The organism is Spirillospora sp. NPDC127506, assembly GCF_040302145.1.
Lineage (GTDB): Bacteria > Actinomycetota > Actinomycetes > Streptosporangiales > Streptosporangiaceae > Spirillospora.
Genome location: NZ_JBEORG010000016.1, coordinates 1 through 16,617, shown reverse-complemented (window position 1 = coordinate 16,617; position 16,617 = coordinate 1). Strand labels below are relative to the sequence as shown.

At 67.9% G+C, this 16,617-nt stretch carries 7 protein-coding genes; all 7 read left to right on the top strand.

Features of this window, described 5'->3' with window-relative positions; all coding sequences use genetic code 11:
- The first annotated feature begins 16 nt into the window (after positions 1-16).
- On the top strand, positions 17-3,940 hold the full coding sequence (gene pglY, locus ABTW95_RS17085) for a BREX-2 system ATPase PglY (RefSeq protein ID WP_500226740.1): 3,924 nt from the start codon (positions 17-19) through the stop codon (positions 3,938-3,940).
- A 74-nt stretch (positions 3,941-4,014) separates the two neighbouring features.
- Positions 4,015-6,921: a BREX-2 system phosphatase PglZ gene (gene pglZ, locus ABTW95_RS17080; protein WP_500226739.1), complete on the top strand. Its 2,907-nt coding sequence runs from the start codon at positions 4,015-4,017 to the stop codon at positions 6,919-6,921.
- Positions 6,922-6,953: 32 nt separating this feature from the next.
- Entirely contained in the window at positions 6,954-8,267 is a 1,314-nt protein-coding gene (gene brxD / locus ABTW95_RS17075; RefSeq protein ID WP_500226738.1) for a BREX system ATP-binding protein BrxD, read from the top strand.
- Positions 8,267-10,369, top strand: coding sequence for a DEAD/DEAH box helicase (locus tag ABTW95_RS17070; RefSeq protein WP_500226737.1), 2,103 nt, complete (start codon positions 8,267-8,269; stop codon positions 10,367-10,369). The genes brxD and ABTW95_RS17070 overlap by 1 nt, the downstream gene beginning before the upstream one ends.
- 128 nt (positions 10,370-10,497) lie before the next feature.
- Positions 10,498-14,583, top strand: a complete 4,086-nt coding sequence (locus ABTW95_RS17065; RefSeq protein WP_500226736.1) for a HelD family protein — start codon at positions 10,498-10,500, stop codon at positions 14,581-14,583.
- 287 nt (positions 14,584-14,870) lie between these two features.
- A complete protein-coding gene (locus ABTW95_RS17060) occupies positions 14,871-15,368 on the top strand; it encodes a DUF6933 domain-containing protein (RefSeq protein WP_500226735.1) in 498 nt (165 codons plus the stop codon).
- Positions 15,369-16,291: 923 nt separating this feature from the next.
- Positions 16,292-16,617, top strand: a 326-nt coding sequence (locus ABTW95_RS17055) for a hypothetical protein (RefSeq protein ID WP_500226734.1), incomplete at its 3' end; no start/stop codon positions are given.

The following is a 16,617-nucleotide window of genomic DNA, read 5'->3' as shown; positions in this document are numbered from 1 at the left end:
AGGCAGGGAAGAACAGATGGCACAGCGGCCGCCGCTGCTCCGCGACCTCATCCCGATCAAGGAGTCGATCTCCACCTCGGACTATGTGCTGAGCCTCGCCGAGGCCACCACGCCCGAGGGGGCCGAGCGCGCCCTCGACAGCTATGTGCTGACCGAGCGGCTGCGGGACAACTTCATCGAGGCCCTTGACCTGATCAAGGCTGCGGTGGACGGGCATACCTCCAAGGCCGCCTACCTGCACGGCTCGTTCGGTTCCGGTAAGTCGCACTTCATGGCGGTGCTGTATGCGCTGCTGTCGCGCAATCAGAAGGTGTGGGGCAACCGCGACTTCGACAACGTCCTGACGCGGCACGAGTGGATCCAGAACGACGGCAAGAAGTTCCTGCTGGTGCCGTACCACATGCTGGGGGCGCGGTCGCTGGAGCAGCGCGTCCTCGGCCGGTACGTCGAGTACGTCAAGAAGCTGCACCCGGACGCGCCCGTCCCGCAGGTGTACAAGACCGACGCGCTGTTCGACGACATCCGCGGGCTGCTCACCACGATGGGCACCGACGCCGTCCTGCGCGGCCTCAGCGGGGACGGCGGCACCGACGAGGAGGAGGACGACTGGGGCGAGTCCTTCGGGTGGTCGGCGGAACTGCTCGACCAGGCCCTGGCCGCGCCCGAATCGCATGAGGAGGGCGTCTCACTCGACCTGGTGAACCCGTCGACTCCTGCGGAACTGCGGGCCAAGCTCGTCCAGGACGCCTCGACCCGCCTGCTGCCCGGCTTCGCCAGGAACGCCGCCGAGGACGAGCACGGCTTCATCTCCCTCGATGCCGGCCTTTCGGTGATCGCCGAGCACGCCAAGTCGCTCCGCTACGACGGGCTGATCCTGTTCCTGGACGAGTTGGTGCTGTGGCTGGCGACCCTGATCCACGACAGCAAGCTCGTCGCCCGCGAGGCGGGGAAGATCACCAATTTCGTGGAGGGGGGCGACGCGCGGCGCGCCATCCCGATCGTGTCGTTCATCGCCCGCCAGCGCGACCTGCGCGAGCTGGTCGGCGAGGAGGTGTCGGGGGCGGCCGAGGCCGCCATCCAGGACACCCTCAACCTGGCGTCCGGCCGCTTCGACAAGATCACGTTGGAGGACCGGAACCTGCCGCAGATCGCGCACGCGCGGCTGCTCACCCCCATCGACGGTCCGGGCAGTTCTGCCGCGCAACAGATCAACGCGGAATTCGAGAAGACCAAGAGGCTCGGTCCGGGCATATGGGACACCCTGCTCGGCTCCGACAAGAGCACCACCGGCGCCGACGAGGAGTCGTTCCGGCTGACGTACCCGTTCTCGCCGGCGTTCATGGACACGCTCGTGCACATCTCCTCGGCGCTGCAGCGGTCGCGGACCGGTCTGAAGCTGATGGGCGAGCTGCTCGCGGCCAACCGCGACCATCTGCGGCTCGGTGACCTGATCGCGGTCGGCGACCTGTATCCGGTGATCGCCGCCGGGGGCGACAAGCCGTTCGTCGACGACCTGAAGGTGGTGTTCGCCGCCGCCGACAAGCTCTACAAGACCAAGCTGCGCCCGTTCCTGCTGGACACCCACGACGTCGCCGAAGAGGACGTCCAGCGGTACCTGCGCGACCCCGACGCGGTGGCCGACCAGCGGCTCGCGCAGCGGTGCCGGTCGTTCGTCGGCGACAACCGGCTGATCTGCACGCTGCTGCTGTCGGCGCTCGCCCCGAGCGTACCCGCGCTGCACGACCTGACGTTCCGGCGGCTCGCCGCGCTCAACCACGGATCGGTGTCCACGCCGATTCCGGGTAGCGAGGACGGCATCATCCGCAGCAAGATCCAGGCGTGGGCCGCGCAGTTCCCCGAGATCAAGATGGTCGGCACCGGCGCCGCCCAAGGCGTCCGGCTGGAGCTGGCGGGGGTGGACGTCGACTCCGTCATCGCCAATGCCCGCGTCAACAACAACCCCGGCAACCGCGCCGCGTTGGCGCGCCGCCTGCTGACCGATGAGATGGGCATCGAGCGCACCCAGGGCCGGATCGGCGGCGCCGACGAACTGAACCTGGTCTGGAAGGGGTCGCATCGCACCCTGGAGGTGGTGTTCGGCAACGTCGCCGACGAGGACCAGCTGCCCGACCACGACCTGGTGCCGCAGATCGACGGCCACTGGCGGATCGTGATCGACCTGCCGTTCGACGACAGCAACTACGGGCCCGTCGAGGACGTCAACCGCGTCCAGAAGCTCCGCGAGAAGCCGGGCGAGGCGCCCCGGACCGTCGCCTGGCTGCCCACGCACCTGTCCGCACAGCGCTACGAAGACTTCCAGAAACTGGTCATCATCGACCGGGCGCTCGCCGACGACCAGCGGTTCGAGACCCAGTACGCCGGCCACCTCAACGCCGACAACCGCGACCGGGCCAAGCAGCTACTGGAGAACCAGCGCGACGCGCTGCTCCAGCAGGTCAAGGACGCGTTCCGGCAGGCGTACGGGCTGAAGAGCAAGGACGCCGCGCACGTCCAGCTCGGCTTCGACCAGCATTTCCATCCGCTTCCCGACGGCCTTGAGCTGAAGGTGCAGTTCGGGCAGTCGATGCACGCCGCGGTCCGGCACATCGCGGGCCGGCTGCTCGAAGCGCAGTTCCCGCTGCGTCCCGACCTCGACCCGGCCGGCACCGGCACCGCGGTCAAGCCGTCGGAGGCCAGGACCGTCTTCGGCTACGTGCGGGCCGCGGCCGAGGCACGCGACCGACAGGCGGAGATCCCCTACAAGGACCGCAAGCTGATGACACGGCTGGTGGAGCCGCTACGGCTCGGCACGCAGCATGAGGCGTACTTCCGGCTGTCGCACGAATGGTCCGACCACTTCATGCAGCAGGCCAAGAAGGACGGCGTCACCGGCGACCTCACCCTGATCCAGCTGATGGACTGGATCGACCGGCCGCAGCCGCGCGGGCTGGACCCGTTCCTGGCCCACCTGATCGTCGCGTCCTTCGCCGAGATGAACGACCGGGTCTGGGTGCGCGGCGGCGTCCCCCTCACCCCGCCGCCGGAGCTGCACCAGATCAAGGACGGAGACGCGCTGCGCGCCCAGCCGCTACCCAGCGAGCAGGACTGGCAGGAGGCGTCCGACCGCTTCGCGGCGATCTTCGGCCGGCCCGCGCCGACACTGCGGCGCGGCCGGATGGTGGAGCATTTCGCACGGCAGATCACCGAGCAAGCCGGCCTGTACCGCACCGCCGCCGAGGATCTCCTGCGGCAGTTGGAAAAGCACGCCGCCTTCCTCGGCCTGGACGAGACCGACGACGGCGGGCGGCTCCAGATCACCCGCTGCTCGGTGGAACTGCTGAAGGAGCTGCAGTCGGCCGGACAGCGGGTCTCGGGTGCCAAGAAGACCGTCGAGACGTTCGCCCGGTTCGATCTGCACGGGGTGACGCCCGACCGGTACGGGACGTCCATCACGCGTGCGGGCGTCGTCGCCGAGGCACTCGCCGGGGCGGCCTGGGACGTCATCCGCCTCGCCGAGGGGCAGGGAGCCGAAGGCGAAGCCCTGCTGGAATCGCTTCGCGGCAAGGCCCGCGTCGACCAGCGGACAGCCGACCTCGTCGACGCCCTCAAACAGGCCCGGACGGATGTCACCAAGCTGCTGCAGCGCACCCCGCCCCCTCCGCCACCGGGCCCGGAGCCGGGGCAGGGACCGGGGCCGCAGCCAGGGCCTGGCCCCAAGCCCGGCCCGGGCAAGCCTGAGGACGTCGACCTCGGAACCGAAACCAGCGACCCCCGCATCACCGGCGACGACGGGCAGAAGAAGACCGGCGCCGGAAACGGCGCGCCGCGGGCCGGTAGGAGGCGCACGGCCGCGTCCCGCGCGGCGAACGAGCTGCGTGACGAACTCGCCAAGCTGCCCGCGGACGCCACCGTCGAGATCACCTGGCAGGTCGTCGACTGATGCCCGCCACCACCACGACTGCAAGCTCTACTGGTAGTACCACGGGTAGTGCAGGCGCCACCGGCAGCGGCGCGATGCGGCTCACCGTGGCGGCCGTCACGCAGTATCTGGCCGCGCGCAAGAGCCTGAACGACAACCCCAAGCGGCGGGTCGTGCTGCTGCGCGCCGTTCCTGCGTGGGATGGGCCGGCCGAATTGTCGTGGGGCAGCGGGCAGCGGGCGCGGATCGTTCCCGCGCCTTCGCCGCTGGCAATCCACGAACTGGTTCTGAACCATTTCGCGCCGGGTGCAGACGGCCCGGACATTCTCGTGGTGCTGACCGACCGGGAGGAGCATGAGCTCGATCCCGCCATCCTCGCCCGTGTCCTTCGCCAGCGCGTCGAGGTCGTCGACAACTGGAACCTGGTGCTGGAGACGTTCGGCGCGAAGGACCGCGATCCTCGGCTGAGCGAGGAGGGGTGGGCGGCCGAAGCGCTGCTGGACGCCGCCCCGCCCGGCGGCTGGCCCCGGCTCGCGGGCGGCACCCTGGACCGCCGCACGGCGCTGTCACTGCTGGCGCAGCGGCGGCTGCGGATCGGCCGCTACGCCGCCGAAACGCCGCAGGTCGGCTCCGGTACCGCTCCGGCATCCGACGGTGTCGACGTCCGGCTGCTGCTGCGCTGGTCGCTCGATCCGGGCGGGCCGGAGCGGCTGCGGGCTCTGCGCGGCGCGGAACGCCAGGGGCTCACCGCCTTCCTCGGCGAGCCGGAGCAGGCAGGGGCGCCTGGCCAGATCCTGTTCGCGCTCGTCGAAGCCGACCACGGCGCCGACGCCGTCCCGTTCGGGCTGCTGTGTGCCGTCCTGTGGCTTGACGCGCCCAACGACACCGACACCTATCGCGCACGCGGACGGATCGAACGCTGGCTGGGCGACCCGCCACCTGCCACCGGGGAGGCCCTGGACGCCCTGCTGACCGCGTTCGGCCGGTCCTGCCAGAGGTTTGTCCATGCCCTGCTCCGCACCGGCGCCACCGGCGACGGAGAAACCGGACGGGAGGCCCGGCGAGCCACGGACCGGATCCTTGGTCGCGCCTCGGAACTGTCCCGGCAGTTCGGCATCGAAGCGCAGGCCAGGCACAGCAGCGTGCTGCGCGAAGGACTGGACGAACGGCTCACCGGCCTCGGCCACGCGCTACTGGGAGACGATGTCGACGCGATCCGGTCGCAGTTGGATCGCGTCAAAGAGCACGAGCTGGCCGAGACCCGCGATGCCGTGGTGCGGGTCGAACGGGCCGCGATGGCGACGCGGCTCGTCCGCTGGCTCGCCACCGAGCCGGACGCGGACGTGGCGACGGTCGCGGCGGGCATCGACCGGCACATGGCCGAGACCGGCTGGGTCGACCAGGCCCTCGACCACATCGAAGCCGGCGGCGACTCCGACCCGGTGCTCACAGCCGCTTATGACCGCATTGGCGAGCGGGTGCGCGAGGCCCGTCGGCGAATCGACCGTTCCTTCGCGCAAGCACTGGCTACCTGGACGGCCGCGGGCACCGATCCCGGCTCGATGCTGACCGTGGAGACGTTCCTGCCCCGGATCGTCAAACCGGTGGTGACGGGCAAGGCGCCGCGCCGCGTGCTGCTGCTAGTGCTGGACGGCATGAGCGCCGCGATCGCGGCCGAGCTCGCCGAGGAGCTGCGACGCGACTGGGCCGAATACGACCCGTTCCCGGACTCCTCCGGCGCGGCACCCCGGCGGCGGGCCATGGCGGCCGCCCTCCCCACCGTGACCGCCGTCTCCAGGACGTCGCTGTTCGCCGCGGACCTGGTGAAGGGCGGGCAGGCCGACGAGAAGCGGCTGTTCCCCCTGCACCGGTTCTGGGGGAACGCCAAGGCCGCCGTGTTCCACAAGGACGACCTGCGCGGGCAGACCGCCGGGGCCCCGTTCGGCGAGGCGCTGACCGACGCCCTCGCCGACGACGGCACCCACATCGCGGTCGTGTTGAACACCATCGACGACCGTCTCGCCAAGGAGCACCGCCTCGGCGACGCGACCTGGCGCCTCGATCACATCAGCGCGCTGCGTGAACTGCTGCGGGAGGCCGCCGAGCGCGGCATGGCGGTCCTGCTCACCAGTGACCACGGGCATGTCATCGAGCGCCGTGGAACCAAGGTCGACGGCGCCGGCGTCGCGTCCGCGCGGCACCGGCTGCCCGGAGACCCGCTCGCGGACGGCGAGGTGGCGCTGTCGGGGCCGCGCGTCGTGCAGGACGTGCCGGTCGGGGAGATCGTCGCGCTGTGGGACCGCGACCTGCGGTACACCGCGCAGCACGCCGGCTACCACGGCGGCGCGGCGCTCGCCGAGGTCGCGATCCCCATTCTGGCGTTCCTGCCGTTCCGGGCCGCACCGCCGAAGGGGTGGCGGGAGCTCGGCGACCAGCACCCCGCCTGGTGGCGGCTGGAACACGAACAGCTCGAGACCGAAGGCGCTGACCGGACCGCGCAGGAATCGTCCGAGCCCGCCACGCAAACCGAGCAGTCCGCGCAGGCCGCGCCGTCTCCGGCGCCGGTCACGGTGAAGGAATCGGTCGACGCTCTGTTTGAGTTGGAGACGGAGCAGAACGACGTCCCGGAGACGCAGGCCGCCCTTTCCGACGAACCGATTTCGGCTCCGAAGCCCGCGCCGGCGCGTACCGACCTCGCGGCCGCGCTGGTGGCGTCGGAGATCTTCCAGGAGCAGTTGAGCCTGGTGGCGCGCAAACCGCCCCTCGACAAGATCGAGGCCGCGGTGCGAGCACTGCTGGAGTCCGGCGGCACGCTGCCCATCACCGCCCTCGCACAGCGCGCCGGACACCCCGCGGCCCGCGCCGACGGTTTCGCCGCCGTGCTCGGCCAGGTGCTCAACTACGACGGCGTCCAGGTGCTGGAGACCCTGCCCGACGGACGCACGCTGCGGCTCAACCCCCTTCTGTTGCGCGAGCAGTTCAACGTGCGGCGCGACGGGTGATGGTGAGGTGGGGTGATGGGACACTGGTGGGTGTGAGCACCGCACGATCCGCCCAGGTCAGTGCCGCACGCCGGCGCGCCGTCATCGATGCTCTGCGTCGCGGCGCGGTGCCGGAGACCGGACTGGACCTGCTCGCCACTGGGCTCGACCGGTTCGAGGCCGCTCTCGACGCGGAGCTGGACGCGGTCGCGTCCGGTGGCTCGGTGTTCAAGGCCGTCCGCGGCGAGTACGGGTCCGGTAAGACGTTTTTCACCCGGTGGCTCGGTGAGCGCGCCAAACGCCGCAACTTCGCGGTCGCCGAGATCCAGATCTCCGAGACCGAGACGCCCCTGCACAAGCTGGAGACCGTCTACCGGAGACTCACCGAACGGCTCACCACCTCCAGCTTCCCGCCGAGTGCGCTACGCCCCGTCGTCGACGCTTGGTTCTATGCGCTGGAAGAAGACGCCTTGGCCGCCGGTGCCACGGAGGAGGAACTGCCCGGCGAAGTGGACCGGCTGCTGACCGCGCGGCTCGCGGAGGTGTCCCGGCAGGCGTCGGCGTTTGCAGCCGCGCTGCGCGGCTACCGGACGGCCCTCGCCGCCGGCGACGAGGCCACTGCCGCTGCCGTCCTGGCCTGGCTCGGAGGGCAACCACATGTCGCCGCCGCCGTCCGCCACAGCGCGGGAGTGAAAGGAAACCTCGACCACTTCGGCGCGCTCGGCTTCCTGCAGGGACTCCTGACCGTGCTGCGCGACAGCGGACATCCCGGCTTGCTGGTGGTTCTCGACGAGGTCGAGACGCTGCAGCGCGTTCGCACGGACGTCCGGGAGAAAGCGCTCAACGCGCTGCGGCAGCTCATCGATGAGGTCTATGCGGGCCGGTTCCCCGGCCTGTACCTGGTCATCACCGGAACGCCTGCGTTTTACGACGGGCGGCAGGGCGTGCAGCGCCTCGCGCCGCTTGCTCAGCGCCTCGCCACCGACTTCAGCACCGACCCGCGTTTCGACAATCCCCGGGCCGTCCAGGTCCGGCTGCCCGGCTTCACCCTGGAGTCGTTGACCGGGCTCGGCATCACCATCCGCGACCTGTACGCCGGCGGCGCCGACGCCCCCGACCGGATAACGACGCTCGCCGACGACGCCTACATCACCGACCTCGCCCGCGCCGTCGGCGGCGCGCTCGGCGGACAGGTCGGCGTCGCGCCCCGGCTGTTCCTCAAGAAACTGGTCGGTGACGTTCTCGACCGCATCGACCAGTTCCCCGACTTCGACCCCCGCGTCCACTACAAGCTCACCGTTTCCGGCGGCGAACTCACCGACGTGGAACGCAACCTCACAGCCGACGACATCGAGCTGGACGTGTGATGGACCGGCTGCACCCGGTCCTGCTGCACCACATCGTCAACACGCTCGGATGGCCGGACCTGCGCCCGCTGCAACGCCGGTCCATCGGCCCGATCCTCGACGGGGACGACGCGCTCTTGCTGGCCCCGACCGCAGGAGGCAAGACCGAGGCGGCGGTGTTCCCCGTCCTGACCGCCATGGCCGAACACCAGTGGACCGGTATCTCGGTGCTCTACCTGTGTCCGCTCAAGGCACTGCTCAATAACCTCGCGCCCCGCGTCGACCAGTACGCGCAGTGGCTCGGTCGGCGCGCCGGACTCTGGCACGGCGACACCCGCGAGGCTGAGCGGCGCCGTATCCGCTTGGACCCGTCGGACATCCTGCTGACCACACCCGAGTCGCTGGAGTCCATGCTCATCAGCTACAAGACCGACCACGCCACCGTTCTCGGCACCATTCGCGCCGTGATCGTCGACGAGGTCCACGCCTTCGCCGGAGACGACCGCGGCTGGCATCTGCTCGCCGTCCTGGAACGCCTCACCCGCGTCACCGGCCAGCCCATCCAGCGGATCGGCCTGTCGGCCACCGTCGGCAACCCGCACCAGCTGCTGGCCTGGCTCCAAGGCGCGGGAGCCGGCACCCGGCCCGCCCGTGTCGTCGCCCCGGAGACCGCTTCGGCCCCGGCCTCCGCATCGCCTGCCGCGCGGATCGAACTGGACTACGTCGGATCCATCGACAACGCCGCCAAGGTCATCGCGTCCCTGCACCGCGGCGAGAAACGCCTGGTGTTCTGCGACTCGCGGAGCCAGGTCGAACAGCTCGGCGCCGCCCTGCGGGCCCGCGACGTCACCACCTTCCTCTCCCACGCCTCCCTGTCGGCCGCCGAACGGCACCGCTCGGAACAGGCGTTTGCCGAGGCACGCGACTGCGTGATCGTCTCCACCTCCACCCTTGAGCTCGGCATCGATGTCGGCGACCTCGACCGCGTCATCCAGATCGACTCACCCGCCACCGTGGCGTCCTTTCTGCAGCGCCTGGGACGCACCGGCCGCCGCGCCGGCGCCGAACGCTCCTGCCTGTTCCTGGCCTCCAAGGAACCCGCGCTCCTGCAATCGGCGGGACTGCTTACGCTGTGGGGGCGAGGATGGGTCGAGGACGTCGCCGCCCCGCCGATGCCGCGCCACCTGGTCGCGCAGCAGGTCCTCGCCGCCGTACTCCAGGAACACCGGCTCGGAGACAGACTCTGGTCGAAGCAGTGGAACGACCTGGCCCCGTTCGACCGCTCCGCCGAACCGATCGTGCGCCACCTCGTCACCGAAGGCTTCCTCGACCAGGACGGCGGCATGCTGTTCATCGGACCCGAAGCCGAGAAACGCTTCGGCCACCGCCACTTCATGGACCTCACTGCGTCCTTCACCGCACCGCCGCAGTTCACCGTCCTGTCCGGGCGTGCCGAGATCGGCCGCACCGACCCGTCCGTCCTCACCGAGGAGCGCCCCGGCCCGCGCCGCCTCCTGCTCGCCGGCCGCACCTGGCAGGTCACCTACATCGACTGGAAACGGCGCCGCTGCTTCGTCGAACCCGCCGAAGGCGGTGGCATCGCCAAATGGACCGCCGGCGGCATCGCCGGCCTGTCCTACGCCCTCACCCGCGCCATGCGCGACGTCCTGCTCGGCACCGACCCACCCATCACCCTCACCCACAGAGCCACCACACGGCTCCAACAGATGCGGACCGAGAACGCACCCACATCGGTCCACCCGGCCGGCCTGGTCATCACCCGCGCGGGCACCGACGTGCGCTGGTGGACATGGGCGGGCTACCGCGCCAACGCCACCCTGACCGCGACGCTCTCCTCCGTGACCGACCAGGCCCAGCGCCCCACCGACCTGTACGTGCGGCTCCGCGAAGACCTCACCCCCGACATGTGGAAAGCAGCGCGCGCAGAAGCACCACTGGTGCTGCCGGACGTCGACCCCCGAGCCGTCCGCGGCCTGAAGTTCTCCGCCGCCCTCCCCGCCCACCTGGCGGTCGCAACTGTGGCCGCCCGCCTCGCCGACCTCGACAGCGCAGAGAAGGTCCTCGGCGAAGCCACTTGCTTCACCGCTCTCCAGCGCTCCTGACCAGTCGCAAGACCATATTCAGGTCAAGCTCAGTTTCGGTAATATCCCAAGGTCGTCCGACATCGCGTAAACAGCTTCGTTACTACCCGTGCGCAAGCTTTAACGATGTCTGGAGAGTTGGAGGCTGAGTGGGCACCGTCGACCGTCGGGAAATCCTCAAGGAGGAGCAGGCCGCCGTCACGCACGTGTACGAGTGCCTGGACCTACAGGTTTCGACTGCCGCCTCTCATGCCTCTCCGAAGCGCTGGGGACAGGACTGCCCAGAATCCGGCACGTCATTCATCCCCGACGTCCCGCCGGAGTTGCAGCGAACCGCGATCGACAGCGGGGGTGGAGCGCTGGTTGTCATGCGTGTCGACGTCGAGGACGAAGCTGTAGCGGAACGAGAAACCTTCTACATCGGTCGGCGCACGGTCAAGGACCCGGCCGACGACCGGCGGCTGGTCATCAACTGGTCGAGTCCTGCTGCGATCCGCTGGCAGATGGCGCAGCCCAGCGATCCTGGCGAGGTCCGGCTACGGCGACGGCTCCGGTGCGCTGGCCGCATCGTGACCGACTACGCCGACGACATCGTCAGTGCACCATCTCGACCGCAAGAAACAGCAGACGAGACTGGACCGGCCCCTGCACCGCCTGCGAGCGCCCCAGCAGAGACCACGGCTGGTTCGATGGAGGATTTCCTGCTCGCAGACCTCCTCCGGGCACGCGACGGTCGCATGCGCGACATCGTTGAGACGATCCAGCGTGAGCAGCTCGCCTTGGTCGCCAACGAACACGAAGGCGTCCTCGTGGTTCAGGGCGGTCCGGGTACCGGCAAGACCGCTGTAGGCCTACATCGTGTGGCGTGGCTGCTCAATCCCGACAACAAGCGCTACACCGCAGCTGAGGTTCTTGTCATCGGCCCGCACAAGGGCTTCCTCGACTACGTCGGCAACGTGCTGCCCCAGCTTGGCGTCGAGAAGGTCCGCAGCATCGTGCTCGACAAACTCTGGGACGAAGGCAGCGTCACCGACTCCCTCGAGGTTCGTCGGATCAAGTCCAGCGAGCGGATGGCCGAAGTCTTGCGTCGCGCGGTGCACAACACCGTCGATTTCGACGCGCTCAACTCATACGAGAGCGGCGTCTTCGAGGTCCGCCGCCCGGGCGCTGTACTGCGGATCCCCTGCTCGCAGATCGAGGAAATCGTCCGGCAGGCGCTCGACGGACCGGGCACATTCCGCGCCCAACGCCAACGCGCCATCGACAGCATCATCGACCAACTTATCGCTGCCGATCACCGGATCTCCGCAAACGTCGACAATAAAATCAGAGGAAGGCTCCGCAGCACTTCTGAAGTCAAGTCCTTGATGAAAAAGCTGTGGCCCGAACGATCGTCACGCCAGATCCTCAAGCAGCTGCTCACGAGCAAAAAAGTTCTCGACGCGGCAGCCGACCAGATTCTGACCGACGACGAGCGTGAACTTCTTATCGAGGCGCCGAACCGCGCCTGGTCGGCTGAGGACCATGTATGCCGCGAGGAGATCGAGTATCTACTCACGGGCGAGGTCCCCCGACGGTATCGCCACGTGGTCATCGACGAAGCACAGGACCTGACGCCTATGCAGGCGCGCTCCATCGCGCGCCGATGCCCGAGCGGATCCATGACCGTACTCGGAGACCTCACTCAGGCCACGGGGCCGCACACTTATGCCTCATGGCAGGAGCTTGCACAGATTCTCGCTGCTCAACGAGGCTGGCTCCTCACCGAACTGAAGATCGGCTACCGAGTCCCTGGGGAGGTGATGGATCTGGTCGCCCCATTGGCCGCGCACCTCTCTCCGAACACAGCCTTTCCTGCATCGTTCCGAGAGAAAGACGGAACCAGCGTCACGGTTATCCCATCCAACCCATGGCAACTCGTCGAAGATGCGGTCGGACAGGCGATCAGCCTCGGCGAAACCGATGGAGACCGTCCACGCTCGATCGCCTTGATCGTGCCAGATGACGACAGCTGCCTCGACCAAGTCAAGCGTCGCATCGAGACTACACAAGTCGATGGAACCGAATCCGCCACAGGCATTACCGTGCTTCCCGCCAGACTGGCTAAAGGCCTGGAATTCGATCACGTCGTCGTTCTGGAACCCGCCTCGATCGCGAACCTGGATTACGCGGGTCTGCACCGCCTCTACGTTGCCCTTACCCGATGCACCCAGTCACTCACCCTCGTCCATACCTCTCCGCTCCCCGTCGAACTAAGCCCTGAACCAGACACCCCAACCACAGACCATCAGGACACAGCTGAACGTCAGTGCAACCGCTTCCACGCCAACGGCAAACGGTGCAAGCACCGCACCTCCGAGGCTGACGGCTGGTGCCGCATCGACGGGTGTGAGGGTTTCCTCAGGCCCACACCGGTGAACCGATCGCCTCATTACCGGACGCTCCACCTTGCCCCTGACGCGGACCTGTCCGCCAAGCTGAACCTACCCGCAGACGCACACACATCAATCAACGTCACCTGGGCGGCACGCACTCAGTTCACGCAGTTGCACGGCGGTGACGAGCAGACGGCCGAAGCCGAGATCAGGAACATGCTGCGGGTATTCCTGAACACCGCCCGCCACGCCCGACAAGTCGATGGCTACTGGCTCCTGGACCTGGAGGGCTACCGACTGGTCCTCGCCCCCGAAGGAAATGCCGTCACTGCTTACCGGTCCGGACATCTCGACCGAACCTACTTTCAGTTCGCAGCCGGCGTGCCATCACGGGTCAGCAGGAAAGACAAAGCGGCCACGCGATCGGCGGTGGGCACTAGACCGCGCCCCGGGATGCCTCTCGATAATCCCGAATCCATCCGGAACAACGACGTCAGCACCCTCTTCTTTACCGCAAGGGCCTGCGAGTCCTTCGACAAACTCGTGCCGGAGAGTCGAACGCTTCTCGCCGACGACTTTGATGCCGCGATCCGCGAGCGACTCAGCCTCGATCTTCAGCGCAGCCGCCTCCTCATGCGAGACCACGACATTCTCCTGACCGGAGAGGAATTTATCTGGAGTTTCTCTCTCGACGGCCGGGTCGTTACTTCGCTGCAGCCACTCAAGTGGGGCGATCCATCCACCGACATCCACGGTTCCACCGCCAACTCCACTCACATCCTGGGCGACCTCACAACGCTCCTCGGTGAATGGGTGGAAGGCCGAGCAGGAAAGGAGATTGCTCCGCACCATTTCGAGTTCGACCCGGCCACTCCCCTTCCCGCTCCTGCCGTATTGGTCCTGCGCCACGGGGATCCACGGCCCGCTCCAGGCGCTGAGGTTCGCGCCTGGGTCGTGCGAGGCAACTCCGACAAGTTGATCGTTTCACGGAACCCCTTCGGACGTTTGCCGGTTTCCGATGCGATGCGCGAGCGTTACGCCGCAGCATTGACGGCCTTCGAAGAAGTAGGCGATGGCGGCAGCGTCGACATACCGGAGCGGCTGTCCGATCTGAAAGGGATGGCTAACCGCTGCCTGCGTGCCGACCAGAAAGACTGGCTAAGCGTATTCGAGCTACTGGGACGGCCTGAGCGCCCGCACCTGCAAACGCTAGCCCGTCTCGCACAATTCGCTCGCGAGGCCTACAAGTCAGGAAACCAAGCCGAGCTGACCAAAATCCTTGCCGAGTTGAACGCTTCTGGATGGGCACGTCAGCTCCCCATTGCTCACAAGCGACTTCAGGCAAAATATTCCCACGAAACAGAAGAGCGAAACGACGTCGAAGTCGACCTCAAGCCGAATGCCCCGGCCATCGACTCGACTAAGATAGCCAATGAATACCTCGATCTACTTAAATCAGAGGTGGCAGAGGACCGCGAGGACGACCTCCATGAACGCCTTCGCAACGAGCTTCTTGTTCGGCTCCTCAGAGCAGGGCACTCCCCGGACGAATCATCACCGATAGCTGACATCATCCTGCGAGGGCCTACTGAAACGGTGGTGTACGAAGTACTGGGAGTGAATGGCGAATCTTTCAGGTGCATGAGAGCCGGAGCCATGCGACTTAAGGAAGTCGTGCATGCCCTCGACTCCAAAGTGGACAGCTCTGTGCTGGTCCTCCCGCGCCCTCCCGTCGAGGAATGGGCGGTCAGTGAACTATCCGCGATTTTCAACCTCACCGTCATCTGGCGAACGCCCCAAGGATGGAGCGATCAAGCTTCTCCCTCGTCCGGTAGGGGTGTCGATGGGCTCGCAACATGATTCGGGACGGAGCGCTGCCCCTGCTGACAACTCCGACACGCCTGCGGCGTTCCCGCGAGTCGTAGTTCCGTGACCGACATGCTTGGTAGGGCTGATGCTTTGCCACCATGGTGGGAAGGCGTCAGCCCTACCGCTTGGGTGCTCTGCGATCACATCACCTCACTTGACAACGCACTCGAGGTACAGGAAGCCTCGGCATACCTCCCCACACAGACGCTTTTCGCCGCATTCGGCAGCACGCTGGATGCGGCGGGCACACGCTGAACGGGCTGAGCGACAATGGGTTGATGCTCCTGGTGCGCGCAACCAAGAAGCTCCTCGACCGTATCGACCCGCCCGACCTCGACGACGAGGAGCCCGACACGCTGCTCGGGCAGTGGTACGCCACCGTCCTGTTCTGGCGCCCCCAGGTCGCCCTGTTCGTCAACGAGCCGACACTGCTGCCCATCCTGATCCCGCTGGCACCATCCGCCGACCTGCTGCGCAGGTTTCCCGCGCATGTCGCCGCCGTCCTCGCCGAGTACGGCGCGCCCCAGACAGTCATCGACGACGAGACGCAGCGGATGCGTGAGGTCCGCGTCGGCAAGACCGCCAACCGCAGTGTCACCGGCATCCTGAACGAGTTCACCCGGCTCGCCCCCTACTACCGAGACGGCGACCCCGAACTGCCCGAGCTCGCCGCCCGACTGGCGGCCGTCCCCTGCAGCCCCCTCCACAAGCGCCACATCAGCCCCGACCGCGAATTCGCCGCCCTGCTGCACTCCCTCACCTCCACGAGCGACTGAAGCAGCCACCGCCCTCCCGACCGAACCACCCGCGTCGGCGTCCGGCGGCGCATCCGTCAAGCGATCACCATCTTCCGGTGTGTGAACGGCAGCAGCGACGGGCGTCCCTCGAAGGGAGATCATTCCTCCCGGTGGGCAGGGACGATGGTGAAGGACCTCCCGCCGGTGACCGGATCACATGCACGTACCGAGTTCGACGAGACCTGGCTCCTCGCGCCGCGCCGTTGACACCGACGACGACGTCAGCGCGACAGCAAATGGAAGGCCGTGATCGTCAACTCGGTCGTTCTCGTCGCCGGCAGCGTCACAGCGTTCGCGCTCGGCCGCTGGTCGAGAGAGGCCGAGCGTCCGCAGTTCCAAGCCGCGAAAACAGGGGCACCTCCCGGCTCTCTCCCGCGAACGGAGCCGACCCGCTCCCCCCGCGCGCGTCTCCTCAAGCCTCGCCTACCCCGGCGGACGATCGGAGATCACCCCCCGGCGGCGGGGCGCCTCGACCGATCTGCACCCCAAGACCGAGACAGCAACCGAGCGGCATTGGACTGCCGCTCCGCGCGAAACGCAGCGCAGGCACCGACGCGTCCTCCACTACTCCCGAGGCCGGCAGGTGCAAGAGCCGCGGCACCGGACGCCGAGCTCGATCGGCAGGGAGTGCCACCGCCGGTTCCCTCACGACCCACCCGCCAGGCGGCATGCAGCGCCGCCCTGCACAGCTACTTCGCTCAGTGATCCCGCGCTATCGGTGACCGTCACCGGCGCCTACCCACGGCGAACGGCCGGTGATGGACAGCTGTTGATCACTGGGCACGGCTGGGGTTGCTCGCTTCAGCACAAAGCTGAAGTACATGTGCGCGAAACGCGTGCCATACTGAAGTCGCCGTCCTTGCCGAATCCGCGGCTCCGGACGCGGATTCAGGAGGTCCACGATGGTCTCGCTATCTCCCGCCGAAGCTCTCGGCTCGCATGCTCCCGGTGCCCGCGACCTGCTCGTCGAGGTCGTCCGGTCCAGGCACGACAGGGAGGCCGAGGCGCACTTGGCCAAGGGATCGCGCTACTCGATGGGATTCGGCAGCCAGTGGCGCGATCTTCTCGACGACGCGCTGGAGGCCATGGCCGACCGGGGTTACCAGTCGCACAAGCTGGCACCCGCGGGCTACGAGCTCCCCGTGGTCAACGACAGTCTGATCTACGTTTGGCGGGTGCCGGGCACTCCCGACGCGGTGAGCCGGTTCGCGTCGAGCCCCACGCGGAA